The sequence below is a fragment of the Pseudomonas sp. C9D1 genome (assembly GCF_056491235.1).
In genome coordinates, this window is record NZ_JBSZIE010000002.1 from 141063 (window position 1) to 165511 (window position 24449).

The 24449-nt window shown below is 67.8% G+C and carries 24 protein-coding genes; 16 read left to right on the plus strand and 8 right to left on the minus strand.

Annotation, left to right across the window (positions count from 1 at the left end):
• Nucleotides 1–76 precede the first annotated feature (76 nt).
• The 7 genes from ACXI0U_RS09025 to ACXI0U_RS09055 are packed head-to-tail and all read left to right on the plus strand — an operon-like array spanning nucleotide 77 to nucleotide 6913.
• Nucleotides 77–913: an ABC transporter permease gene (locus ACXI0U_RS09025; protein WP_083422403.1), complete on the plus strand. Its 837-nt coding sequence runs from the start codon at nucleotides 77–79 to the stop codon at nucleotides 911–913.
• Nucleotides 914–915: 2 nt separating this feature from the next.
• Nucleotides 916–1677, plus strand: coding sequence for an ABC transporter ATP-binding protein (locus ACXI0U_RS09030; RefSeq protein ID WP_479550081.1), 762 nt, complete (start codon nucleotides 916–918; stop codon nucleotides 1675–1677).
• Nucleotides 1674–2873, plus strand: coding sequence for an acyl-CoA dehydrogenase family protein (locus tag ACXI0U_RS09035; RefSeq protein ID WP_479550082.1), 1200 nt, complete (start codon nucleotides 1674–1676; stop codon nucleotides 2871–2873). Before ACXI0U_RS09030 ends, ACXI0U_RS09035 begins: the two co-directional genes overlap by 4 nt.
• Nucleotides 2870–3814 (plus strand): D-isomer specific 2-hydroxyacid dehydrogenase family protein, encoded by a 945-nt coding sequence (locus ACXI0U_RS09040; protein WP_479550083.1) that lies wholly within the window; start codon nucleotides 2870–2872, stop codon nucleotides 3812–3814. The genes ACXI0U_RS09035 and ACXI0U_RS09040 overlap by 4 nt, the downstream gene beginning before the upstream one ends.
• A gap of 28 nt (nucleotides 3815–3842) precedes the next feature.
• The gene (locus ACXI0U_RS09045) at nucleotides 3843–4676 is read left to right on the plus strand and encodes a class II aldolase/adducin family protein (RefSeq protein WP_479550084.1); all 834 of its coding nucleotides are present in this window, start codon (nucleotides 3843–3845) and stop codon (nucleotides 4674–4676) included.
• A 15-nt stretch (nucleotides 4677–4691) separates the two neighbouring features.
• Nucleotides 4692–5645: an ABC transporter substrate-binding protein gene (locus ACXI0U_RS09050; RefSeq protein ID WP_479550085.1), complete on the plus strand. Its 954-nt coding sequence runs from the start codon at nucleotides 4692–4694 to the stop codon at nucleotides 5643–5645.
• A gap of 56 nt (nucleotides 5646–5701) precedes the next feature.
• A complete protein-coding gene (locus tag ACXI0U_RS09055; protein WP_479550086.1) occupies nucleotides 5702–6913 on the plus strand; it encodes a dipeptidase in 1212 nt (403 codons plus the stop codon).
• Nucleotides 6914–7219: 306 nt separating this feature from the next.
• Here ACXI0U_RS09055 and ACXI0U_RS09060 read toward each other — a convergent pair whose 3' ends face one another.
• From ACXI0U_RS09060 to ACXI0U_RS09095, 8 genes are all read right to left on the minus strand, one after another.
• Entirely contained in the window at nucleotides 7220–8377 is a 1158-nt protein-coding gene (locus ACXI0U_RS09060; protein ID WP_479550087.1) for a glutathionylspermidine synthase family protein, read from the minus strand.
• A 9-nt stretch (nucleotides 8378–8386) separates the two neighbouring features.
• A complete protein-coding gene (locus tag ACXI0U_RS09065; protein ID WP_431484437.1) occupies nucleotides 8387–9118 on the minus strand; it encodes a DUF1190 domain-containing protein in 732 nt (243 codons plus the stop codon).
• Nucleotides 9119–9143: 25 nt separating this feature from the next.
• Nucleotides 9144–9569: a DUF350 domain-containing protein gene (locus ACXI0U_RS09070; RefSeq protein ID WP_021221887.1), complete on the minus strand. Its 426-nt coding sequence runs from the start codon at nucleotides 9567–9569 to the stop codon at nucleotides 9144–9146.
• Between the two features lie 16 nt (nucleotides 9570–9585).
• Nucleotides 9586–10248, minus strand: a complete 663-nt coding sequence (locus ACXI0U_RS09075; RefSeq protein WP_431484436.1) for a DUF2491 family protein — start codon at nucleotides 10246–10248, stop codon at nucleotides 9586–9588.
• Nucleotides 10245–11270, minus strand: a complete 1026-nt coding sequence (locus tag ACXI0U_RS09080) for an ion channel (RefSeq protein ID WP_271657709.1) — start codon at nucleotides 11268–11270, stop codon at nucleotides 10245–10247. The genes ACXI0U_RS09075 and ACXI0U_RS09080 overlap by 4 nt, the downstream gene beginning before the upstream one ends.
• Nucleotides 11271–11315: 45 nt before the next feature.
• Entirely contained in the window at nucleotides 11316–11873 is a 558-nt protein-coding gene (locus ACXI0U_RS09085) for a rhomboid family intramembrane serine protease (protein ID WP_374980955.1), read from the minus strand.
• A 73-nt stretch (nucleotides 11874–11946) separates the two neighbouring features.
• Nucleotides 11947–12651: a PspA/IM30 family protein gene (locus ACXI0U_RS09090; protein WP_021221891.1), complete on the minus strand. Its 705-nt coding sequence runs from the start codon at nucleotides 12649–12651 to the stop codon at nucleotides 11947–11949.
• Nucleotides 12652–12677: 26 nt separating this feature from the next.
• Nucleotides 12678–13334, minus strand: a complete 657-nt coding sequence (locus tag ACXI0U_RS09095) for a YjfI family protein (protein ID WP_031288674.1) — start codon at nucleotides 13332–13334, stop codon at nucleotides 12678–12680.
• A gap of 542 nt (nucleotides 13335–13876) precedes the next feature.
• On the opposite strand from ACXI0U_RS09095, the gene ACXI0U_RS09100 reads away from it, so the two are divergent.
• From ACXI0U_RS09100 to ACXI0U_RS09140, 9 genes are all read left to right on the plus strand, one after another.
• Nucleotides 13877–15463, plus strand: a complete 1587-nt coding sequence (locus ACXI0U_RS09100) for a flavin monoamine oxidase family protein (RefSeq protein ID WP_479550088.1) — start codon at nucleotides 13877–13879, stop codon at nucleotides 15461–15463.
• An 87-nt stretch (nucleotides 15464–15550) separates the two neighbouring features.
• Nucleotides 15551–16045, plus strand: coding sequence for a RidA family protein (locus tag ACXI0U_RS09105; protein WP_021221894.1), 495 nt, complete (start codon nucleotides 15551–15553; stop codon nucleotides 16043–16045).
• 66 nt (nucleotides 16046–16111) lie between these two features.
• Nucleotides 16112–16285 (plus strand): hypothetical protein, encoded by a 174-nt coding sequence (locus ACXI0U_RS09110; RefSeq protein ID WP_479550089.1) that lies wholly within the window; start codon nucleotides 16112–16114, stop codon nucleotides 16283–16285.
• Nucleotides 16255–18411: a TonB-dependent receptor gene (locus ACXI0U_RS09115; protein ID WP_479550090.1), complete on the plus strand. Its 2157-nt coding sequence runs from the start codon at nucleotides 16255–16257 to the stop codon at nucleotides 18409–18411. The genes ACXI0U_RS09110 and ACXI0U_RS09115 overlap by 31 nt, the downstream gene beginning before the upstream one ends.
• Nucleotides 18412–18413: 2 nt before the next feature.
• Nucleotides 18414–19349, plus strand: a complete 936-nt coding sequence (locus tag ACXI0U_RS09120; protein ID WP_479550091.1) for an aliphatic sulfonate ABC transporter substrate-binding protein — start codon at nucleotides 18414–18416, stop codon at nucleotides 19347–19349.
• Nucleotides 19350–19628: 279 nt separating this feature from the next.
• The gene (locus tag ACXI0U_RS09125; RefSeq protein ID WP_479550092.1) at nucleotides 19629–20405 is read left to right on the plus strand and encodes a 2OG-Fe(II)-dependent halogenase WelO5 family protein; all 777 of its coding nucleotides are present in this window, start codon (nucleotides 19629–19631) and stop codon (nucleotides 20403–20405) included.
• Nucleotides 20406–20410: 5 nt separating this feature from the next.
• Nucleotides 20411–21160 (plus strand): tRNA-dependent cyclodipeptide synthase, encoded by a 750-nt coding sequence (locus tag ACXI0U_RS09130; protein WP_479550093.1) that lies wholly within the window; start codon nucleotides 20411–20413, stop codon nucleotides 21158–21160.
• A 205-nt stretch (nucleotides 21161–21365) separates the two neighbouring features.
• Nucleotides 21366–22922 (plus strand): DHA2 family efflux MFS transporter permease subunit, encoded by a 1557-nt coding sequence (locus ACXI0U_RS09135; RefSeq protein WP_479550094.1) that lies wholly within the window; start codon nucleotides 21366–21368, stop codon nucleotides 22920–22922.
• Nucleotides 22909–24246, plus strand: a complete 1338-nt coding sequence (locus tag ACXI0U_RS09140) for an LLM class flavin-dependent oxidoreductase (protein ID WP_479550095.1) — start codon at nucleotides 22909–22911, stop codon at nucleotides 24244–24246. The genes ACXI0U_RS09135 and ACXI0U_RS09140 overlap by 14 nt, the downstream gene beginning before the upstream one ends.
• Nucleotides 24247–24449 lie beyond the last annotated feature (203 nt).

Sequence of the window (24449 nt, forward strand, 5' to 3'; positions counted from 1 at the left end):
CAGGCTGCAGCGGGCTCGATCCAACCTCCCGCCTGCGGCCCCCGACCATTGGAAAGGCCCTGAGCGAGGAGAAGGAATGTCCCGGCGAAGCAACGCCCTGGTGCCCCCGGGCACCGCACTGACGGCCCTGCTGGCGCCCCTGCGCTGGAAGGGCTGGAGCAACCTCGGCCTGCGCCTGGTCAGCCCGCTGGTGCTGCTCCTGCTCTGGGAGCTGGCCTCCCGCACGGGCCTGCTGCCGGCGCGCATCATCGCCGCGCCCAGCGCCATCGGCGACACCCTCTGGCAGATGATCGCCAGCGGCGAGCTGGCCGGGCACCTTTGGGTCTCCCTCAAGCGCGCCCTCAGCGGGCTGGCCATAGGCGTCTCCCTCGGCACGGTACTGGCCCTGCTGGCCGGCCTGTCACGCCGGGGCGAGCTGATCATCGACTCCCCGGTGCAGATGCTGCGCACGCTGCCGTTCCTGGCCATCGTGCCGCTGTTCATTCTCTGGTTCGGCGTCGGTGAGACACCGAAGATCGCCCTGATCGCCCTCGGCACCACCTTCCCGGTCTACCTCACGCTGTTCTCCGGTATCCGTGGCGTCGACCCCAAGCTGGTGGAAGCGGGGCGCCTGTTCGGCCTCAGCCGCCTGGAACTGGTGGTCCACGTCATTCTCCCCGGCGCCTTGCCGTCCTTCTTCGTCGGCCTGCGCTACGCCTTCGGCATCAGCTGGCTCGGCCTGGTGGTGGTGGAGCAGATCAATGCCAGCGCCGGCCTCGGCTACCTGGTCAACGACGCCCGCGACTTCATGCGCACCGACGTGATCGTCATCTGCCTCATCGTCTACAGCGTGCTGGGCCTGTCCATCGACGCCCTGGTGCGCCTGCTCGAACGCCTGGCCCTGGCCTGGCGCCCCACCTTCATAAGGAACTGACCATGGATGTTGCGCTGCAACGCCTGCGCCCGCCGGTGCGCGTGCGAGGGCTGACCCGTCGCTTCGCCGGCCAGGCCGTGCTCGACGGCCTCGACCTGGAGTTGGGTGCCGGCGAATTCGTCGCCCTGCTGGGGCGCAGCGGCTCCGGCAAGACCACGTTGCTGCGCGCCCTGGCCGGGCTGGACGCGGTGGACGGCGGCACGCTGGAAGTGCCCGAGGCCCACGCGGCGGTGTTCCAGGAACCCCGGCTGATGCCCTGGAAGCGCGCCTGGCGCAACGTCGCCCTCGGCCTGCGCGGCGCCAACCCGCAGACCCGCGCCCTGGCCGCCTTGCAGGAAGTGGGGCTGGGCCACCGCCTCGACGCCTGGCCCGGCACCCTGTCCGGCGGCGAGGCGCAGCGCGTGGCGCTGGCCCGCGCCCTGGTGCGCGAGCCGCAATTGCTGCTGCTCGACGAACCCTTCGCCGCGCTGGACGCCCTGACCCGCATCCGCATGCACCAACTGATCATCGAGCTGTGGCGCACTCACCAGCCCTCGGTGCTGCTGGTCACCCACGACGTCGACGAGGCCGTGTTGCTGGCCGACCGCGTGGTGGTGCTGGAGACCGGGCGCATCGCCGAGCAGATTCCCGTGCGCCTGTCGCGGCCGCGGGAGGTGGCCAGCCGCGGCTTCCAGGAGCTGCGCCAGCACCTGCTCACCCTGCTCGGCGTCGAAGCGCCGGCCAGCCCCTTCGTCCACACCCTCGCACGGACCGCCCAACGATGAGCATCGACCTGAAAACCGCCAAGGAGACGGCCCGCGTGCCCGACCTCGATTCCCCGGCCTTCGCCGACCTGCTGGCCCAGCTCAGCGACGAATTCGCCGCCAGCGCCGCCCATTACGACCGCCACGGTGAATTCCCCCACGCCAACCTGCGCCGCCTGCACGAGCACGGCCTCGTCGCCCTGACCGTGCCGCGCCGCCTCGGCGGCAGCGAGGCCAGCCTGGCCCAGGCGCGCCGGGTGATCGCCGCCGTGGCCCGGGGCGAGCCGTCCACCGCCCTGGTGCTGGTGATGCAATACCTGCAGCACGCGCGCCTGCAGAACAACCAGGCCTGGCCCGAGCACCTGCGCCTGCAACTGGCCCGCGAGGCGGTGGAAGAGGGCGCGCTGATCAACGCCCTGCGCGTGGAGCCGGACCTGGGCACCCCCGCACGGGGTGGCCTGCCCGGCACCATCGCCCGGCGCGTGCCCGAGGGCTGGCGCATCAGCGGGCGGAAGATCTACTCAACCGGCATCCCCGGGCTCACCTGGTTGTCGGTCTGGGCGCGCAGCGACGAGGCCGAGCCCCGCGTCGGCACCTGGCTGGTGCACCGCGACACGCCAGGCATCCGCATCGAGGAAACCTGGGACCACCTGGGCATGCGCGCCACCTGCAGCCACGACGTGGTCTTCGACGACGTACTGGTGCCCGACGAATACGCCGTGGACATCCTCCCCGCCAGCCAGCCGCGCCCCTCGGAGCTGGACTCCAGCGGCGTGCTCTGGCTCGCCGTGCTGCTCTCCAGCATCTACGACGGCGTCGCCCGCGCCGCCCGGGACTGGCTGGTGGGCTGGCTGGCCGAGCGCACCCCGGCCAACCTCGGCGCACCGCTTTCCAGCCTGCCGCGCTTCCAGGAACTGGTGGGGCGCATCGACGCGCTGCTGCTGTCCAACCGCGTCCTGCTCGACGCCGCCGCCGAGGGCCGCATCCCCGCCAGCGAGGCGACCCAGGTCAAGTACCTGGTCACCACCCAGGCCATCGCCGCCGTGGAACTGGGCGTGGAAGCCATCGGCAACCCGGCCCTGGCCCGGGGCAACCCGCTGGAGCGGCACTACCGCGACGTGCTTTGCAGCCGCATCCACACCCCGCAGAACGACGCCGTGCTCGGCGCCGCCGGGCGTGCCGCCTTCGCCTTGCCCAGCCGTGGAGGCCAGGCATGACCGCAGCGCGTATCGCCAGCCAGCTGGATGCCGGCTTCAACGCGCTGCTGCGTGAGCGCCTGCCGGGCGTGGAAGTGCTGGACCTGCCCCGTGGCCTGCCGCAGGCGCTGCCGGCCGGCGTGCAGGCTCTGCTCGCCGCGCCGCACCCGGCCCTGCGCGACGCCGCCGAGCCGCCGCCCGGCTGGCCCTTCGGCCTGGGCTTCGTGCAGCTGGTGAGTTCGGGGCTGGACTTCTTCCCTCGCTGGCTGCTCGACGGCCCGCCGGTGGCCAGCGCCCGGGGCGCCACGGCCAGCAGCATCGCCGAGTTCGCCCTGGCGGCCATCTTCGCCGCCGCCAAGCAATTGCCCGAGCTGTGGATCGACAACGCTGGTGCCTGGCAGCAACGCCCGCTGGCGTCGCTCGCCGGCAGCACCCTCGGCCTCTATGGCTTCGGCAGCATCGCCCGCGAGCTGGCGCGCAAGGCCCGTGCGCTGGACATGCAGGTGCTCGCCCTGCGGCGCTCGGCGCAGCCCTTCGGCATGGACGGCGTGCAGCGCGCTGCCGACATCCACGAGCTGTTCGCCCGCGCCGACCACCTGGTGCTGGCGGCGCCGGCCACCGCCGAGACGCATCAGGTGGTGAACCGCGAAACCCTGGCCTCGGCCCGCCCCGGCCTGCACCTGATCAACGTCGCGCGCGGCTCCCTGGTGGACCAGGCCGCGTTGCTCCAGGCCCTGGACGAAGGGCGCCTGGCGCTCGCCAGCCTCGACGTCACCGAGCCCGAGCCGCTGCCGGCCGGGCACCCGTTCTACAGCCATCCCCGTGTACGGCTGAGCCCCCACACCTCGGCCAACACGCCGCAGGTGTACCGCAACCTCGCCGCGCTCTTGGCGCGCAACCTCGAACGTTTCCAGAGCGGACAACCGCTGGAAAACCTGGTGCAGGCCGGGCGTGGCTACTGATCCCGCCGGCCCTTCAAGGAGAAACCGCATGACCGCCAGGCTGACCGGACTCACCGGCACCCCGCCACCCACGGCCTATTCGCTGCCCCGCGACGGCCACACCGTCTTCCGCTGGCAGGAGCCCCCCCAGCAACCCACGGTCGAGGCCGAGCGCCTGCTGCGCAAGCAGCGCCTGGCCGGTTCCTTCCGCCTGTTCGCCCGCCACGGCTTCGACATGGGCGGTGCCGGCCACATCACCGTGCGCGACCCGGAGTTCCCCGACCATTTCTGGGTCAACCCGGTGGGCGTGTACTTCGGCCATATCCGTGTTTCCGACCTGCTGCTGGTCAATCCACACGGCGAGATCGTCGAAGGGCAGGGCGCGCTCAACCTCGCCGCCTTCGCCATCCACGCCGCGCTGCACGAGGCCCGCCCGGACGTGGTCGCCGCCGCCCACGCCCATTCGCTGTACGGCAAGGCCTGGTCCAGCCTCGGGCGCCTGCTCGACCCGCTGACCCAGGACGCCTGCGCCTTCCACGGCAAGCACGCGCTGTTCGACAACTTCACCGGCGTGGTGCTGGAAGCCTGCGAGGGCGCACGCATCGCCGCCACCCTGGGGCCGAGCAACGTCGCGCTGATCCTGCAGAACCACGGCCTGCTCACCGTCGGCCGCACCGTGGAGGCCGCCGTCTGGCGCTTCATCGCCCTGGACAACGCCGCCCACGCCCAGCTGCTGGCCGAGGCCGCCGGCACGCCGCGCCCCATCCCGCCGGAGGTGGCGCAACACACTGCGCGCCAGGTGGGCACCGAATTCGGCGGCTGGTTCAGCTTCCAGCCGTACTGGGACCGCCTGTTGCGCGACGAGCCCGACTTCCTCGACTGATTGCAAGGAGCATCCATGAACCGCCGTCACTTCCTCCAGTATTCCGCCCTGGCCGGGCTTGCCTGCACGCTGCCCACGGCCTTCGCCCGGGACTGGAGCGGCCTGGGCCTCAACGTGGCCACCTACAAGGGCGCGGCGCCCACCTTCTTCGACGAGGCGGGCATCGAGCGCCCGCCCTACGCGGTGAAATACGCCGAGTTCAACGGCGGCAACCTTGGCTTCGAGGCGCTGATCAGCGGCACCCTGGACCTGGCGCCCATGAGCGAGATCCCGCCCATCTTCGGCATCAGGAACCAGGCGCCGGTGAAGCTCATCGCCGTGCTCACCGGCGACGTCAACAACCAGGCCTTCGTGGTGCCCAAGGGCTCGGCCATGCAGTCCCTGGCGGAGCTGCCGGGCAAGCGCGTGGGTTACATCCGCTCCACCTCCTCGCACTACATGCTGCTGCGCGCGCTCAAGGAACAGGGCCTGACCCTGGCCGACATCCAGCCCTTCGCGCTGACGCCCCAGGATGGTTTCGCCGCCTTCCAGAACGGCAACCTGGATGTCTGGGTGACCTTCGGCTACTTCATCCAGCTCGCCGAGCTGCGCAGCGGTGCGCGGGTGCTGCGCACGGGGCAGGGCTACCTCTCCGGCAACTACGTGATCGCCGCCAACCAGCGCGCCATCGACGACCCGGGCAAGCGCGCCGCCATCGAGGACTACGTCCAGCGCGAATACCGCAGCTGGCAATGGGTGCAGCACAACCCGGAAGCCTGGGCGGCCAAGAGCGAGAAGATCCTCGGCATCCCCCGCGAAGTGTTCCTCGCCCAGTACAAGGCCCAGAGCGGGCCGCGCGTGCTGCAGGCGGTGGACGATGCGGCCGTGCGCTCGCAGCAGGAGGTGGCCGATACCTTCTTCGAGGCCGGCGTACTGCCGCAGCGCTTGGACGTGGCGCCGTTGTGGGACCGGAGCTTCAGCTGGGATTGAGCCGCTGCAACACGCCGGGTTTCACCCGACCTACAAACCGCCAAGGACCTGGCTCCATGCCCTTCAAACCCTCACTGTTCGCTCTGGCGCTGCTCACCGGCAGCAGCGCCCAGGCCGCTGATGTACCGGCCGATGTCCGTGCGCTGCATGAGCGGCTGCTGTTACTCGACAGCCACCTCGACACGCCCATGCAACTGGCGCGGCCGGGCTGGGACATCAGCCAGCGTCATCGCTACGCCGACGACCTATCCCAGGTCGACCTGCCGCGCATGCGCGAGGGCGGGCTGGATGGCGGCTTCTTCGCCGTGTTCACGCCCCAGGGCCCGCGCACGGCGGAGGGGCGCACCCTGGCCAGCGAACACGGCCTGGCGGTGATCACCCGCATCCGCGACATGGTCGCCGCGCGACCCGGTGAGTTCGCCCTGGCCACGCGGGCGCAGGAGGTGCCCGGCATCGTCGCCTCGGGCCGCCGCGTGGTGCTGATCAGCATGGAAAACGCCGAGCCCCTGGCCGCCGACCCCGGCCGCCTGGCCACCTACCGGCGCCTGGGGCTGCGCATGCTCGGCTTGGTGCACGCGCAGAACAATTCATTCGCCGACTCGGCCACCGCGCTGCCGGAATGGCACGGCCTCAGCCCGGCGGGGCGCGAGCTGCTGGGGGAGGCCAACCGGCTGGGCATCCTCATCGATGTGTCCCATGCCTCCGACGCGGTGTTCGACCAGGTGCTGCAGCTGTCCCGCGCCCCGGTCATCGCCTCCCACTCCGGCGCCCGGGCCATCGGCCCGCACCCACGCAACCTCGACGACGCCCGCCTGCGCAGGCTCGCCGAAAAGGGCGGGGTGGTGCAGGTCAACAGCTACCCCAGCGACCTGGTCCCACGCCCGCCGAACCCCGAGCGCGACAAGGCCCTCGGCCCGCTGTACCGCGAGTTCCGCCTGGCCGCCAGCCTTTCCCCGGAGCAGGTGGCCGACCTCGCCCGGCGCATCCGCGAAACCGAAGCCCGCTACCCGCTGCCACCCACCCGTCTGGACGACTTCATGGCCCACCTGCTGCACATCCTCGACGTGGTCGGCCCGCAACACGTCGGCATCGGCGCCGACTGGGACGGAGGCGGCGGCGTGGAAGGCCTGCGCGACGTCAGCGACCTGCCACGCATCAGCCAACGCCTGCTCGCCGCCGGCTACAGCGAGCAGGACCTCGCCGCCATCTGGGGCGGAAATCTATTGCGGGTGCTCGCAGCAGCCGAAGCTGCCGGAGCAGCTCCGTAGGATGGGTAGAGCTCCGCGAAACCCATGCTGCTGCCGTTATTGATGGGTATCGCTTCGCTCAACGCCATCCTACGGGTGCCTTCAAGGCGGTCGGTGACGAGACGGTAGCCCGGGCTTCAGCCCGGGAACGAAGCCTTCGGCATCCCCGGACTGAAGTCCGGGCTACAGACCGTAGGTTGGTGCCGACGCCATTCGCGAGCAGAACTTGCTCCTACGGGCGCCACCCCGACCCACGCTGCCGCCGTCGCTGATGGGTTTCGCTTCGCTCTACGCCATCCTACGAGGGAGCGCGCCAGCCTCGGCAGCTCAATCCATCACCACATGGGGCAGGAAGCGGCTGGTGTCCTTGGTGATGAGGCTGTCGTCCTCGCGGATGCCCATGCCCGAGGCGGTGTCGCCGACGATCCAGGAGCCGATCAGGGTGTAGCTGTCGTCGAAACGGGGCAGGGGGGAGAACTGCTGGAGGATGTAGGGGGCGTCGGTGTAGGGGCCGTCCTGCGCCACCACTTCGTCCTGCGGGGTGCGGATCTCGATGTTGGCGCCCTCGCGGGAGAAGAAGGGTTTGCGCACCCAGCCCTTGGGTACCGGCGCGCGCGGGTCGTCGTCCACTTGCGAGGGCAGCAGGTTGGGGTGGCCTTCGTTGAATTTCCACAGCAGCGGCAGGATGCCCTTGTTGCTGATGATCGACTTCCAGGCCGGCTCGACGAACTGGGTGTCGCACCCCGGCACGGCCTTGCCGAAGGCTTCGCTGAAGATGTGCTCCCAGGCGTGCAGCTTGAACAGGCGGGGAATCCACTGCCCCTGCAGGTCGACGAAGCGCCCGTCGCCGGTGAGGCCGATGTCCTCGATGTCGATGTGCCGCGCGTCGATGCCGGCCAGGCGCGCCATCTGCGCGAGGAAGTCGGTGGTGCCCCGGTCTTCCACCGAGCCGGAGATGGCGGAGAAGTGGAAGGGGATCTCCTTGCCGAAGGTGCCGAATGCGCGGATCAGGTCCTCGGCCAAGGTGTTGAACTGGTCGGCCTCGGCGGGCAGCACGCCACGGCGTATCTGGTCTTCCAGCCAAAGCAATTGAACCGAGGCGCATTCGAGCAGGGAGGTGGGCGTGTCGGCGTTGATTTCCAGCAGCTTGGCCGGGCCCGTGCCGTCGTAGCTGAAGTCCATGCGGCCGTAGAGGTGCGGGTGCCCTTCCCGCCAGGAGGTGCGGATCAGATCGAAGAACGCCGGCGGTATCGCCAGGCCGGTGAGCAGCTCCTCGCTCGCCACCACGCGCTCGACCACGTCGAGGCACATCTCGTGCAGCTCGCGGGTGGGTTGTTCGATATCGCGGGTCACCTGCTCACGGGTGAACAGGTAGTAGCCGCGCTCGTCCCAGTAGCGTTCGCCGTCGATGGTGTGGAACAGGAAGCCTTCACGCTCGACCTGTGCCTGCCAGCCCGGACGTTCTTCGATGCTGATCTTCTTCATGAGCGGTGTTTAGCCCCCGAATCCCGAGCCGCCGGTCTTGCCACCCCAGCCGCCACGGGCGTTGGCCTGGGAGCCGAAACCGCCGCGGGAGATGGTGGAGGCCACCGCCGAACCGCTGGTGCTCGCCTTGCTGCTCAGGCTCTTGCCCAGGGTCTGCTGGGTGTAGGTCGAGGTCGGGCTGTTACGGGCCTGGTTGGAGCGGCTGAAGGTCTTGCCCTGTTCGATCTGCCGGGACAGCGTGGAGGTGCTGTAGCTACCCCGGGCATCGCGGTAGCGGTAGATCGGCTGCGAGTAGTAGTGGTTGCCGCCGTTGCCCAGCATCTGGCCGATGAGGATGCCGGTGACCAGGCCGTTGTCGCTGTGGCCGGTGCTGTGCACCACCTGCTGCTCGGCCTGCTCGTAGGTGCTGCGGGACACCTCGTTGGTCATCGACAGCTCGAAGCCGGCCAGGCGCGGCATGAACTTGCCGTTGGAGATGGCCTGGCAGTAGTCGGGCACGAAGTCGGCGTCGCAGGCGGCCTGGCTGTCATAGGTCGGGGCGATCTGCTTGTGGTCGGCCATGGCAGTCATGTACGCGTCCGAGCAAACGTCGACGGGGAACTTGTCGGCGACGCAGGCCTGTACGTTCTTGAACGTCTTGGTCGCAGTGATCTGCATCGTGTCCTGCGGGTCGTTGCACCCCGCCAAGGCCAGCGGCAGGGTGCCGGCGAGCACCAGCTGGATGGAATTGCGCTTTCTCATAAAGGTCTCCTTGCGCTGCCGGTGATCAGGTCGAAGGGGTCATGCAGGCGGAGTTGAGCAGGCCGATGCTGATGGCCACGGCGCCGGAGTAGATGGCGGCGGCATGTTCGCCACGGGCGATGCGGCCGGGCAGGTCCTTGAGCACCAGGCTGGTGACGAAGAACGCCAGCAGCTGGACGATGGCGGCGATCACCACCCAGACCACGAAATCGAGGACGCTGACGCTGTAGGTGATGATGTTGCTGGCCGGCAGGGCGAAGCCGATCAGCGAACCCGCCAGGGCGATGGCGGCCGCGCTGTTGCCTTCGCGGATCAGGGCGAACTCGCGGTGCGGCGTAACGCGGGTGTAGATGAACTGGAACAGGGCGAACAGCGCCGCCGCGACCAGGATGTAGATGACGAAGCCGATGACGGCGGTGGAGTTGAGCGACATGCGGAGCGCGTCGAGCATGGTGGATCTTCCTTGGTCAGAGAACGTGGATGTCGGTGATCTGCAGTGTCACGCCCACGGCGGTGGTCAGGGCGATGGCACCTTCTTCGTCTTCCTCCACCGAGAAGAGCAGGAACTCCCTCCGGTTGAGCAAGCCGATCTCGCGGGCGTAGAGCATGCTTTGATGCTCGACACCGTAGCTGGCGTCTGGGCTGACGACGTATTCGTGCAAGGGCACCAGTTCGGTCTGGCCATCCTCGCTGCCCCACTGGCGGCCGTATTCCTCGCCCTCCAGCTCGTAGACCTGCATGCCGATGCGCGCGTTGGGCCCGGCGAGGCGCAGCAGCTCCTCACGGCTGGCGATGGGGGTGACCTGGTGGTAGCCGAACAGGATCACCGCCTCGATATCGCTGTCCTGCGGGCCGTTCATGATCACCTGCAGGAAGTAATCCTCATTGTCCAGGTAGTAGCGCTTGATCCGCGTGGACTGGCCGAGCTCGATGGTACCGACGGCCCAGATCTTCTCGTCGCCGGGGAGGGTGACGTGGGACTGGCCGTCGAGCAGTGTCGCCAGCGAAGGGTCCAGGCAGAGCATGCGGCCCGCTGCCAGCCCCAGGGGGCGGCTGTCACTGGGGTGGCGGCGCGCGTCGGCCGAGGGCAGCGGCGGTTCCAGGCCCAGCCAGCGCTTGAGTTTGCTCATAGTGCGTTCTCCTCCAGGCGTTCACTGGCGATGTAGAAGATTTCCCCACCGCGGATTTCCAGCGCGTTGGCGGGGTTGATCTCGAAGCGGCTGGAGCCTGAGGCGCGGTAGCCGATGAGGGTGGCGTCGTGGTCCTGGCGCAGGCGGATGTACAGCTCGCCGCAGGTACCACTGAAACCCTCGGGCAGTACATGGCGGAACTGGGTGGCGCCGTCGCCGACGCACAGCAGCTCGGTGACCACGGCGCTGGAGCCCGGGTCCTGGGAGGCGCGCACCAGCATCTCGATGGCCATGTTGGAGGTGCACTCCAGCTCGGGGGCGTAGCGGCGGGCGAGGGCGGCGCGCTCGGAGTCGTTGAAGTGCGCGACCACATGGGCGCGCGTGCCGATCGCCTTGATGGTGAGGACGATGGCCAGGGTCAGGCTGTCGGAGCGGGTGTGCACAAGGATGCGCTCGGCGTTCTCGATGCCGGCGCGGCGCAGCAGCACGGGGTTGTCCAGCGAATCACCACGGACGAAGGAGGCGCGCCCGGGCAGAGGGTTTTCCTCGATCAGCGCGTCGCAGATCACCAGGCTGTCGTCCCGCGTAGCTTCGTCCTGGTACAGCAGCTCGACGATGCGCTCGCTGGCTTCGCCTTCCCAGCCGATGAGGACGGTGTGGCCCTTGAGGTTGGAGTAGTCGCCCAGGCCTTTCATGTTCTTTCTCCAGAGTTCGCCGACCGAAGCCGATGCCTTGCCGATGACCGCAGTGAGCAGGGCGATGCCGCCCAGCATGATCCACAGTGCCGTGACGAGTTTGCCGAAGGCGCTCTTGGGGGAGAGGTCGCCATAGCCCACGGTCGTCGCGGTGGTGAAATAGAAATAGGTGAAGTCCTGCCCTTGCAGCAGGTGCTGCTCACCGGCCAGCGCCAGGAGCAGGTAGGACGCCAGGTAGTGGATGGCCAGCAGCGAGCCGATGCCGGCCCAGCCGAAGCGCTGGAAGAAGGCCGAGGTTTGGTGCCGCAACAGCAAGATCAGCGACATGGAATCAACTCCATTGATCCTTTTCGAGTGGTTCAGGGGGCGGGGTCAGTGGGCGGTTTCGAGGAGCGACTTCGAGTGCATCAGCCAGGCGACGATGCAGCCGGCGACGGCTCCGGCGATATGCGATTCCACCGATATCCCCGGGGTGGGGATGAAGCCGAAGACCAGGCCGCTGTAGCCGGCGAGGGCCACCAGGGCAACCAGTAGGCTGGCGATGCTGCGCTGGTACCAGGCGCGGGCCAGCAGGTAGGTCCAGAGCCCGAAGATCAGGCCGCTGGCGCCGATGTGCAGGCTGTTGCGGGCGAACAGCCATACCATGCCGCCGCCGAGGATGCTGATCAGCAGCGCAACGCGGATATAACGGCTGAGCCCCTCGGTGGACACCAGCCAGCTGAGGATGACGAAGGGCGGCAGGTTGCTCAGCAGGTGGCCGAAGGAGCCGTGCAGGAAGGGCGCGAAGATCAGCCCCTGGAGCCCGCTAAGGGTGCGCGGGAGGATGCCATGGTGGACCAGGCTGTTGGCGGTGAGGGTATTGATCACCTGGACCACGGCCATGATCGCCGCCAGTGCCAGGATGACCCTGAGTCGCTTGCCGGTTTCCATCTGCGTTTCCCGAACTCCATTTGCGGGTAGAGGTGGTGGGCAGGCGACCGGGGTCGCCTGCCGGGCGCGGATTCTACTGCGATCCGTCCGGGGTTTGCTTGGCTTTCAAGCGGGCCAGTACATCGGCGCCGCTGCCGCTCTGGGCGCCGATGCCGGCTTCCTGCAGACGACGCTCCAGGTCACCGCCGTTGGCAGCGGTCTGCAGCTCTTCGGCGGCGGCCAGACGGGCATCCTGCTCGTCCTGGCGCTGGCGCAGGCGGTTGAGGCTGTCCAGGGCGGACTCGACCTTGCCGTTGGCGCCACCGGTGGCTTCGGCGGTGGCGACGCGGGCTTTTTGCACCACTTCGCGGGCCTTGGCCATTTCGATCTGCTGCTTCAGGCTCTTGAGCTGGCCTTCGGCCTTGTTGACCTGGGCGTGGAGGAGGTCGGCCTGCTTGCCGAACTGCTCGGACTGGTTGCGCTCCTGGTCACGCTGGGCCTCGATCTCGGCGATGCGGTTGGCGCATTCCAGGGCCAGGCCTTCTTCGCCCTTGTTCAGGGCCGAGGTGGCCTTGGCTTCCCAGTTGGCGACGTCGCCGTTGAGGCTTTCCAGGCGTTGCTGCGACAGTTTCTGCTTGGCCTTGATGTCCACCAGGCCGTTCTTGGCCTGCAGCACCGCGCGGTCGGCGTCACGCATTTCCTGCTCGAGGATGCGGATGGCGTTGGCGTCGACGATGGCTTCGCCGACTTCGGAGGCGCCGCCACGAACGGCGGTGATGATCTTCTTCCAGATACTCATGAAAACTTCTCCTTGAATGGATTCGGTCAAGCCTTGAAGTGGTCTTCGAAGGCTTCGACGGCGCGGATCACGTTTTCCGCCAGGGTGTAGATTTCCTGGACGATGACGGTAAGCGACGAGGCGGCGCTGAGGGCGCCGAACATGGAGTACACCTCCTGGCCGTCGATAACCTCGACGCCGACCGAGGACAGCGGGAACAGGTCGCGGGTACGCAGCACCAGCGCGTTGAATTCGTTTGCATCCTTCACCAGGTCAAGCGGCACCAGGGTGGCGTCGACCATGATGTGGTCACCCTCGACTGCCAGGTAGATCGGCAGGTCGCCGTACTCGCTCATGGTCAGCCTGAGCCCGGCCTGCTCGCCGTCGATGACGCTCAGCAGGATCTCGCCAGACGCCACCAGGGCCAGTTCGGCGAGGGCGTTGTGCAGCGAGCTGAGGGTCCAGTTGCTGTTCTCGGTCATGTAGTCCTCCAGTTTGACTCGGCCACCCAGGAAGGGCTGCCGTAAAGCTCTCTCGATGCCCTTCAGGGCGTTCACGTTCTCGGGAAGGATCCAGAACTCACGTTTCACCAGTCCCGCTTCGCGGAGCCGGTTGCGCATATCCCGGACGTAGTCGGCCGAAGACTTGCCGGTGCTTCCGGTGGTCTTCTTGCCTGCTTTGTCCGTCGTGGTCTTGCGAGGCATCTGCATTCCTCCTCAAGGGTGTGGCGAGCAAATTACTGCGATTTTCGTCGGCGCGCAATTACTTACATGAAAGATTTTTTCATCTTTCATGTAAGGGAAATATTTGGATTCCGAAGTGCCAGGAATGACCCCGTAGGATGGGTAGAGCGTGGCGAAACCCATGCTGCAATTTGCAGGCGTGTGCCGGTGTTGATGGGTATCGCTGCGCTCAACGCCATCCTACGGCCGCCATCCCATTCCGCAGCTCCCACCTAGCCAACCCCGCGCTGCCCGTGCCCTGTGGCGTGCGGGCATGATGTTTCAAGATGATTATGCGTTTTGCGCAGTATGCGAATCTTAAAACATGAAACATTTTAATATTTGCATATGCTCAAAATGTATTTCTCTTATCAAATTCCGCCCCATAGGATGGCTCCACATAGAGCCATTTCGTAGCTCGACAGCATTGATTGATAACCGGATGCGATATCCGGCAGCAGCCAGGGAAGGGCGCCATCGGGCGATCCGTGCCCGGTGGAAGGGAATCAAGGAGAGTGCCTGCAATGCCTTTGACCAGACGACAGCTCATCGCCCGTATCGGTGCCGTGGGGGGCTACCGGGCCGCCACGGCGGCCATGGGCATGCTCGGGGTGATGAGCCCGGCCCTGGGCGCGAGCCAGGAGAATTATGCGGCGCTGCAGCCGGCCAGCGGCCTGGGGCAGGGCGCCAGCGTCACCGTGGTCGGCGCCGGCATCGGCGGGCTGGTGGCGGCCTACGAGCTGCGCAAGGCGGGCTTCACGGTGAACCTGCTGGAGGCGCGCGAGCGGGTCGGCGGGCGCAACTGGACGCTGCGCCGTGGCGATCGCGTCGAGTACACCGACGGCACCACCCAGGTCGCCGAGTTCGACGAGGGCTTCTACTTCAACGCCGGCCCGGCGCGCCTGCCCAGCCACCACCAGCTGATGCTCGGCTACTGCCGCGAACTGGGTGTGGAGCTGGAGGTACTGGTCAACACCAGCCGCAACGCCCTGGTGCGCCCGGACCTCTCCGCTCCGCCGATGCAGATCCGCCAGGCGGTGAACGACAGTCGCGGCCACCTGGCCGAACTGCTGGCCAAGGCGGTCAATCGCCAGGCCCTGGACCAGGAGCTGAGCGCGGACGACCGGCACAACCTGCTGGGCTTCCTCAAGACCTGGGGTGATCTGTCGGAGAAGCTCGAGTACCTCGGCTCGGCCCGTTCCGGCTACAAGGTCTGGCCCGGCGCCGGCGACCAGTTGGCGCAGAAGAACGAGCCGCTGCCGCTGCGCACGTTGCTCAACCCGGCCCTGGGCACCGCGCTGATGATCGACGAATACCCGGAGTTCTCGCCCACCATGTTCCAGCCGGTGGGTGGCATGGACCGCATCCCGGCGGCCTTCCAGCGTCACCTGCAGTCCTCCCTGCGCCTGGGCGCCGAGGTGCGTTCGATCCGTAACCACGAGGACCGCGTGGAGATCGCCTACCTGGACCGCCGCGGCGGCCGCGAGCAGCGGGTGACCAGCGACTACGCGGTGATCGCGCTGCCATTGCCGCTTTTGGCGAAGATCGACGCCAATTTCACCGCGCCGGTGCGCCAGGCGATCTCGGCGGTGCAGTTCGGCTATGCCAACAAGGTGGCCTGGCAGTCGCGGCGCTTCTGGGAGACCGACTACCAGATCTACGGCGGGCTGTCCTTCCTCAACCAGGAGTCCTCCGGGCTCTGGTACCCCAGCGGCGGCTTCAACCAGGCCGAGGGCATCCTCATCGCCGCGTACAACAACGGCGAGGTGGCGCGCAAATTCGGCGACAAGGGCATCGACGAGCAGATCGCCCTGTCGCGCCAGGCCGTGGAGCTGCTGCACCCCGGCCATGGGCAGGACCTGCGCAAGCCGCTGGCCATCGCCTGGAACCGCATTCCCCACAGCCTCGGCCCCTGGATCAGCCACGAGGTGGCGGAGCCGGACTACGGCCTGCTCAACCAGGCCCAGGGCCGCGTGCACCTGACCAGCGACGGCCTCGCCCACAGCGGCGTGGGCATCTGGCAGGAAGCCGCCGCCGGTGCTGCCCGGCGCGTAGTGCGGAATATCTTCGAGCGTGCGCAAGGCACGTCGCAACAACGGCAAACGGCCTGAACCACGCCGCGCCGCATCCATAACCAGAACCTAGTTGCCAGGTAGCGGACCTCCGAGGCTGGCGTTGAAAACCTTGGAGCTTTCGCGATGCCTTTCAAACACGCCCTTCTGGGGTTGGGGGTCCTTTTCGCCGCCGCTGGCCACGCCGCGGAGATCGAGCGGGTGCCTTCGACCTATCCCAACTCGCCGATCCTGCAATCTGCAACTCTGCCGGCCGGCACGGCGCTGACCTTCGTCTCCGGCATCCTCCCGGACCCGGCCGACCCCAAGGCCGCCAAGGACGACCTGCGCGCTGCCGGTGACACCGAGGCGCAGACCATCGCCGTGCTGCGCAAGGTGGAGGCCGCCCTGGCGCCGCGCGGCCTCGGCCTGGGCGATGTGGTGCAACTGCGGGTGTACCTGGTGGGCGACCCGAAGCTCGATGGGCGCATGGACTTCGAGGGCCTGCAGCGCGGTTTCCGGCAGTTCTTCGGCAGCGAGAAGCAGCCGCTGAAGCCGACCCGCACCACGGTGCAGGTGGCCGGGCTGGTGTTGCCCGGCGCGCTGATCGAGGTCGAGGCGGTGGCCGCCAAGGCCCGCTGACCCACTCCCTCCCCATTGAACGAGCCAGATGCGGCCGGGTTACGGTCGCCTACAGGAAGTCCCGTGATGCGTAACGCCTTCAGCAAGACCTTCTCGCTTTCCCCGATCAGCGCCGCGCTGCTTCTCGCCCTGGGTGGCGAGGCTGTCGCCGCCAGCGACCCGACCCTGTCCACGGCGGTGGCACCGCCTTCCTGGTGCGCGGCATCAGCATGCGCGGCCTGGGCGGTGACCAGGTGCTGATCCTGGTGAACGGCAAGCGCCGCCATAACACCGCGATGATCAACAACAACGCCCGGGTCGGCACCGCCGCCGTGCCGGTGGACCTGGACCTGATCCCCACCGCCGCCATCGAGCGCATCGAGGTGCTGCGTGACGGCGCCGCCGCCCAGTACGGCTCCGACGCCATCGCCGGGGTGATCAACATCATCCTCAAGAAGGACGCGGAAGGCATCACCTCGGACAGTTCCCTCGGCCAGTACTACAGCGGCGACGGCACCACCGGCCACGAGGCGGCCAACTTCGGCTTCGGCCTGGGGGAGGGCGGCTTCTTCAACCTCTCCTTCGACGCCAAGGTGCAGGAACCCTACGACCGCGCCGGCACCGTGCGCGGCAACTTCGGCACCCTCGCCAACGGCCAGCCGGACCCGCGCATCACCCAGCGCCACGGCTGGGGCGAGGAATACGGCCTGGGCCGCGACCGCACCTACAGCAGCGCCTATAACCTGGAGCTGCCCCTGGGCGACGACCTCAAGCTCTATTCCTTCTCCACCCTGAGCTACCGCGACGGCAAGAAGGTGCTCGGCCACCGCGCGCCCACCGACATCACCGCCACCAACTGGCTGCCCAACGCGCCGTACCCCAAGGGCGGCCAGGCCACCCGCGAAGTGGAGGAGACCGACTACCAGTTCCTCGGCGGCATCAAGGGCCTGGCCGCCGACTGGGACTGGGACCTCTCCACCACCTACGGCCGCGACAAGGCCAAGCTCTACACCGACAACAACATCAACCTCTCCAACGACCCGCTGCGGAGCCAGCACCGCTTCCACCTGACCGACGAGATCTTCGACCAGTGGACCACCAACCTGGACTTCAGCCGCGCCCTGGACATCGGCTGGAGCAGCCCGCTGGAAACCTCCTTCGGCATCGAATACCGCTGGGAGAAGTACGAGCTCACCGAGGGTGAACCCAACTCCTACAACTACGGCAGCTACGTGATCCCCAGCGGCCCCACCGCCGGTACACGTCCGGACCCGGGCCTGTTCTCGGTCAACGGCACCACCCCGGAGGACGCCGGCGACATGATCCGCCACAGCGGCGCCGCCTATGTGGACTTCGGCCTCAACATCACGCCGGAGTGGTACACCGCCTTCGCCCTGCGCCACGAGAAGTACAACCAGGACATCGGCGAGACCACCAGCGGCAAGTTCACCACCCGCTACGAGTTCGCCCCCGGCTATGCGGTGCGGGCGGCGGTGAGCAACGGCTTCCGCGCGCCGTCCCTGGCGCAGAACGTGTTCTCCTCCACCAGCTCGGTGACCATCTTCGGCAGCGGCGGCTCCACCACCACCGCGCGCACCAAGCAGATGCGCCCCGGCTCGCCGGAAGCCATCGCCCTCGGTGCCGAGACCCTGGAGCCGGAAACCTCGCGCAACTACAGCCTGGGCTTCACCGCCGAACCCACCGACCGCCTGCGCCTGACCGCCGACTTCTACCTGATCGACATCGACGACCGCATCCTGCAGACCGGCGTGCTCACCGGCTCCGCGGTGTCGGCGATCCTGGTCGCCAACGGCCTGTCGCCGAACCTCTCCGGCCAGTACTTCGCCAACGCTGCCGACACCCGCACCAAGGGCGTCGACCTGGTGGCCGAGTACCGCCAGCCGCTGGACGAATACGGCACCGTACGCTGGAGCCTGGCCTACAACCACAACAAGACCACCATCCGCGACCTCGCCGAGACGCCGTCCGAGCTCTCCAGCCTGGGCGCCGGCTACGTGCTGTTCGACCGCCAGCAGCAGACCGACCTGACCAAGGCCACGCCCAAGGACAAGTGGATCCTCAACACCAATTACAAGGTGGACGACTGGACCCTGAACCTGACGCTGACCCGCTACGGCGAATACACCGAAGGCTCGAACATCCCGGCCAACGACCGCACCTACAGCGCCAAGTGGATCACCGATATCGACGTCGCCTACGACGTCACCCAGAACCTCACCGTGGCCCTGGGCGCCAACAACCTGTTCGACGAATACCCGGACAGCATCGGCATCGTGCCCTGGGCCGGCACCTACGAGTACGGCATGTTCTCGCCCTACGGCCTGGGTGGCGGCTACTACTACGGCCGCGTGAGCCTGGCGTTCTGATGATGGGCAAGGGCCGTGTGCTGATGGGCCTGCTGTGCCTGGCGCTGGGTTCTGCCCCCGCGCTGGGTGCCGAGGCGCTGCGGGTGTCGAGCCAGAAGAACTCGCTGAAGGTGCTGCTGCAGGCCGCTGGCGAGCTGGACGAAGTGCCGTACCCCATCGAGTTCGCCTCCTTCGGTGCGGCGGCGCCCACGGCCGAGGCCCTGAGCGCCGGCGCGGTGGACATCGGCACCCTGGGCGTCGCGCCCTTCGTCTTCGCCGCCTCGGCCGGTGCCGGGCTGAAGACGGTGGGCGTGGTGCGCCTGAAGGTCACGCCCACGGCCGTGGCCATCGTGGTGCCCGAGGGCTCGCCCCTCACCGACGCGGCGTCCCTGGTGGGCAGGCGCATCACCACCACGCGGGGCTCCATCGGCCACTACCTGGCGCTGGCCGCCCTGCGTTCGGTGGGCCGCAGCGGGCGCGATGCGCAGTTCGTGTTCCTGCAGCCGGGTGAGTCGCGCAGCCTGCTGGCCAATGGCGAGGCGGATGCCTGGGCCACTTGGGACCCCTACACCAGCATGGTGCAGATAGAGGGCGGCACGCGGGTGCTGGTCAGTGGTGAGGGGCTGTTCGCCGGCAACATGTTGCTGGTGGCCAACCCGGCGGCTATCCGCGACAAGCCCGAGCAACTGCGGGACTTCCTCCAGCGTGTGGGCCGCGCCTGGGACTGGGCCAATGCCCATGTCGAGGAATTCTCGACGCTCCAGGCGCAGCAGAGCGGCCTGCCACTGGAGGTGCATTTGCGCTCCAACCGCTACTCGCAGCCCCGGCGGGTGGACGTGGACGAGGCCCTGGTCAGGGACCTGGCCGACACCGCTCGGCTGTACCAGGACGAGGGCGTGATCGGCCCGGGATTCGAAGCCGAAACCCAGGTAGATCAACAGTTCAACAGTTCCCGATAAGTTGGCCGAAATCGCATTTCAAGTTGCTGTTTCCCGAAACTTTGAACTGTAACTTTCATAATTTTCATGCGTGGCGTTAATAGTTGTTCGGTTTGATTTGAAACAACCCAGTATTAATTGGAAACAAAGTTTGGATGCTAGAGAAAATTGATATTTCACAAGCCCTTGGGGCTTGTTGAATATGCAAGCCAGGTGATCGTTCGATCACGCACACATAACAGGCAGGGACGCCTGCTGTTAATCCGAATGACAACTTTCAGGGATACGCAAGGAGTCTTCATGCTGACCATTACCACGGTCGAAGAATTGACCGCAGCGCATATACACGATGTTATCCACGCCCGCACTTACGGCATTCTCATCAAAGGCTTCGCTTCGGCCGATACCGTGGCCCTGGCGCTCGACCGCCTGAGCCGCCACGAGCTGCGCGGCGCCTTCAGCGAGCAGACCGAATTCGTGCGCCTGGGCAAGGCCTATATCGAGATCGGCGACGAGGCCAGCCGGGTCGAATACCACGCCCAGGCCATCACCAACATCCGCAAGATCCGCAGCGTGTTCAGCCCCCTGGCGTCGCCCATCGACGAGCTGCGCCTGCTGCTCGACGAGGCCTGGCCCAAGGGCGCGCGGCTGCTGGATGTGAACGGCGAGAAGTGCTTCGTCGGCATCGCCCGCTTCCAGGGCAATGGCGTCGACCTCACGCCCCACACCGACAACCTGGAGCGCAACGCGCCCCAGGACCACGAGCCGAAGCTGCTCACCCAGCTCTCCACCAACATCTACCTGCAGATACCCGAAGACGGCGGCGAGCTGGAGATCTGGGGCATCCACCCCGACGAGATCGAGTACGACCGCCTGCGTGGCGAGCGCGCCTATGGCATCGAGCGCCACCTGCTGCCGCCGCCGGACCTGGTGATCAAGCCCGAGCCCGGCGACCTGATCTTCCTCAACCCCCGGCTGATCCACGCGGTGCGCCCCTCGGCCACCGCCACCCGGGTCACCCTCGGTGTATTCATCGGCTATTTCGGCGACGACCAGCCCCTGGCCTATTGGAGCTAAGCAGCATGAGTGACGTGGAAGCGATCAACCTGAAAGCCTATTTCAACAAGGGCGGCGAGGAGCTGGACTTCACCGGCAAGCGCTGCGTACTGGCGGTGAGCGTGGGGCAGGAATACCACGAGGAGCAGAAGCTCAGCTCCACCGTGCACCTGATCAACAAGTCCGGCTTCAGCCGGGTGAAGGTGGTGGTGGCCGACACCCTGCAGCGCCACAACAAGCACGGCAAATCCCCGGGGGAGGCGCTTTCCGCCTCGATCCGCGACGGCGATGCCTGGCTGGCGCGCAACCGCAAGTACCTGGCCGGCCTGGAAGCGCCGGTGACCATCAGCCGCTGGAACCAGGAGCTGGCCTCCGACCGCTACGCCGAACTGCGCCAGCAGGTGAACCAGCTGTACCGCGAGAGCGAGGACCTGCGCGGCGCCATCGAAGCCACCATCGGCGTGTTCATCGAGCGCCTGCGATTGCGCGACCCGGACGCCGACACCGAGCGCGCCGCCGCCCAGTGCCGCGAGTACATCCTCGAGGAGGTGCCGATCATCCTCCCGCTATGGGCGGAGGAGGGCTACGACTACGTCATCTACCCCCAGCAGATGACCAACGCCATGGCCACCGCCCGGCGCCTGCTGATCGAACCCCACGCGCCGGACCTCGTGCACTGGCTGCCGCTGAAATTCAAGAAGCGCGGCATTCCGATCCCCTTCACCTTGCCGGGCGCCGTGCACCCGGCTTGGGCCGGGAGTGCGATTGCGATCTGAGGGCGGCTTACACCGCCATCGCGAATGAATTCTCCCACAAGGTGAGCCCGGCGCTCTTCTGTGGGAGCGGATTCATCCGCGAATAAAGCGCAGCCCTTCGGGCTGCCTGGGCGAATGAATTCGCCCCTACAAATTCCCAGCACCCAAAACGGCCCCACGCCACACGGACGATGGCCTCCAACCTGAATGACGGATAGGAGTTTCCATGAGCGTTTTTGCGCAACAGCAACGCAAATGGTGGGCCTTGCTCGGTGTGAGCATCGCCAGTTTTCTCGGCTGCGTGGATTTCACCATCGTGAACACCGCGCTGCCGGCCCTGCAGACCGACCTGAACGCCTCGGTGGGCGGGCTGCAATGGGTGATCAACGGTTTCATCCTGGCGCTGTCCAGCGCCATGGTGCTGGTGGGCCGCCTGGCCGACCTGCATGGCCGCCGACGGGTGCTGAACATCGGCCTCGCGGTATTCGGCCTTGCGTCCCTTGGCGCTGGGCTGGCCTCCGATATCGACGCCCTGGTGGCGGCGCGGGTGGCCCAGGGGCTGGCCTGCGCGGTGCTCTACACGGCCTCCGGCGCCATCGTCTCGGCCACCTTCGCCAGTGAGGAACAGGGCAAGGCCTTCGGCGTGCTGTTCGGCGTCAACGGCGTCGGCCTCGCCGTGGGGCCAGTGCTGGGTGGGGTGATCACCAGCGCCTTCGGCTGGCAGTGGATCTTCCTGGTCAACGTGCCCTTCGTGCTGCTCAGCCTGGCGATCATCGCCCTGGCGGCGGACGAGTCCCGCGCCGAGCAGGATGGCGCCCGGCTCGACTGGGCCGGCGCCGGACTGCTGCTGGTGGGGCTGCCGAGCCTGGTGCTGGTGATCGTCCAGGGCGGTGCCTGGGGCTGGGCCTCGGCCACCACCCTGGGGTTGATCGGCCTGGCGGTGCTGGCCTTCATCGCCTTCGTCGCGGTGGAGCTGCGGGTGCGTGCGCCCATCGTCGACCTGCGCCTGTTCGCCAATCGCCGTTTCGTCGCGGCCGTCAGCGCCAGCTTCGGCCTGGCGCTGTTCTACTGCGTGGCCTTCTTCGTAATGCCGCTGTACCTATCGCTGATCCGTGGCGAGAGCGTGCAGGCCAGCGGGCTGTTGCTGCTGCCCACCACCCTGGGCGTGGCGCTGCTCTCGCCAGTGGTGGGGCGGCTGGTGGACCGCAAGGGCCCGGCGCTGCTGATCCAGGCCGGGCTGTTGTTCTTCGCCCTCTCGGCATTGCTGCAGGCGGGTTTCAGCGAAGGCACCTCACTGCCGCACCTGCTCGGCGCCTTCGCGGTGATGGGCCTGGGCTGGGCCTGCATCCTCGGGCCGTCCACGGTGCTGGGCATCTCCTCGGTGCCGCAGCAGGTGGGCTCGGTGGCCATGGGCTCGCTGATGACCCTGCATAACGTCGGCGGCGGCCTTGGCCTGGCGGTGGGCGTGGGCATCTACCGCGGCTTCGCCGCCCACGAACTGGCGGGCGCCACGGGCGTGCCGGCGGATACCGACTGGCTGGCCCGTGCCGCCGCCGCGCCGGAGCAGGGCGCTGCACTGCTGGGCGAGCACCTGGTGCAGGCCCCCGAGGTGCTGCAGGGCTGGGTACACGGCGCCTTCCTCCAGGGCTACCAGGCGGTGATGCTGTTCCTCGCTGCCAGCGTGCTGCTGGTGTGGGCCAGCGTTGCCGTGCTGCTGCGGGCCAAGGCCGCTGCGCCCGTCGAGGCGGCTGCCGAGCAGGAGCCCAGCCATGGCAAGGCGTGACGGCCGCCTGCGCCTGGGTGCCTTTCTCTCCGGCTCCGGCGCCCACGCCGGCAGCTGGCGGCACCCCCGGGCGGATGCCGACGCCTCGATCAACTTCGAGCGCTACCGGCACTACGCCCAGACCCTGGAGCGCGGGCGCTTCGATGCGCTGTTCCTCAACGACAACGTGGCAGTGGGCGAGCTGGACCCGCGCGTGTTGCGCAGCAGCGCCTACAGCCTGCGCTGGGACCCCTTGACCCTGCTGCCGGCGCTGGCGGTGACGACGCAGCACATCGGCCTGATCGCCACCGCCAACACCAGCTACAACGAGCCCTACACCATCGCCCGCAAGTTCGCCTCGCTGGATCACCTGTCCGGCGGGCGCGCCGGCTGGAACCTGGTGACGGCGCTGATCGGCGGGGAGAACTTCAACCGCGCCGAGCACCTGCAGCATGCCGACCGTTACCAGCGCGCCGGGGAGTTCTTCGAGGTGGTCACCGGGCTCTGGGACAGTTGGGCGGACGACGCCTTCCCCCTCGACAAGGCTTCCGGCACCTGGCTGGAGCCGGCGCGCATGCGCGTGCTCGAACACGAGGGTGAGCACTTCCGCGTGCGCGGCCCGCTCAACGCGCCACGGCCCCTGCAGGGCTGGCCGGTGATCGCCCAGGCCGGCTCCTCCGAGGCCGGCCGCGCCCTGGCGGCACGCACCGCCGAGCTGGTGTTCACCGCGCAACAGACCCTGGAGGAGGGCAAGGCCTTCCATGCCGACATCCACCGCCGCCTGGCCCTGGCCGGGCGCGGGGAGGATGAGCTCAAGGTGTTCCCCGGCCTGGCCCCGGTGGTGGGGCGCACGGCCAGCGAGGCCGAGGAAAAGCACGAGGAACTGCAGGCCCTGGTGGACCCGGAGGCGGCGCTCAAGGCGCTGTCCTTTCTGCTGGACATCGGCATCGACCTGGAACGCCTGCCTCCGGATGCGCCGGTGGTGTTGCCTGACCCGTTGCCGCTCACCGAGCGCCACAAGAGCCGCCAGCAACTGGTGGTCGACCTGATCCGCCGCGAGAAACCCATCGCCGCACAGCTGCTGCGCACGCTGGGCGCCGGCGGCCATCGCCTGCTGGTGGGCACGCCGAGCCAGATAGTCGAGGAAATGGCCTGCTGGTACGAAGAACGTGCGGCCGACGGCTTCAACCTGCTGTTCACCCACCTGCCCGGCGGGCTGGAGGACTTCGTCGACCTGGTGATCCCCGAGCTGCAGCGCCTGGGCCTGTTCCGCCACGAATACGAAGGCCGCACCCTGCGCGAAAACCTCGGCCTGCAACGCATCGCCAACCGGCATTTCGCCTAGCAGCTCCCGGTTCCACGTTGTGTAGGGCGGGTGAAACCCGCGTGGGGTCGTATCGGGACTTCGCGTTTGCTTGGCGCCGGCCAGCATGGGTTTCGCTGTGCTCTACCCATCCTACGAAGAGCACATCACCTGGACCGTAGGATGGGTCGGGCGGCGTTCCGCGAGCTACGCGAAACCCATCAATCGCCGCCAACGTCGCCAGG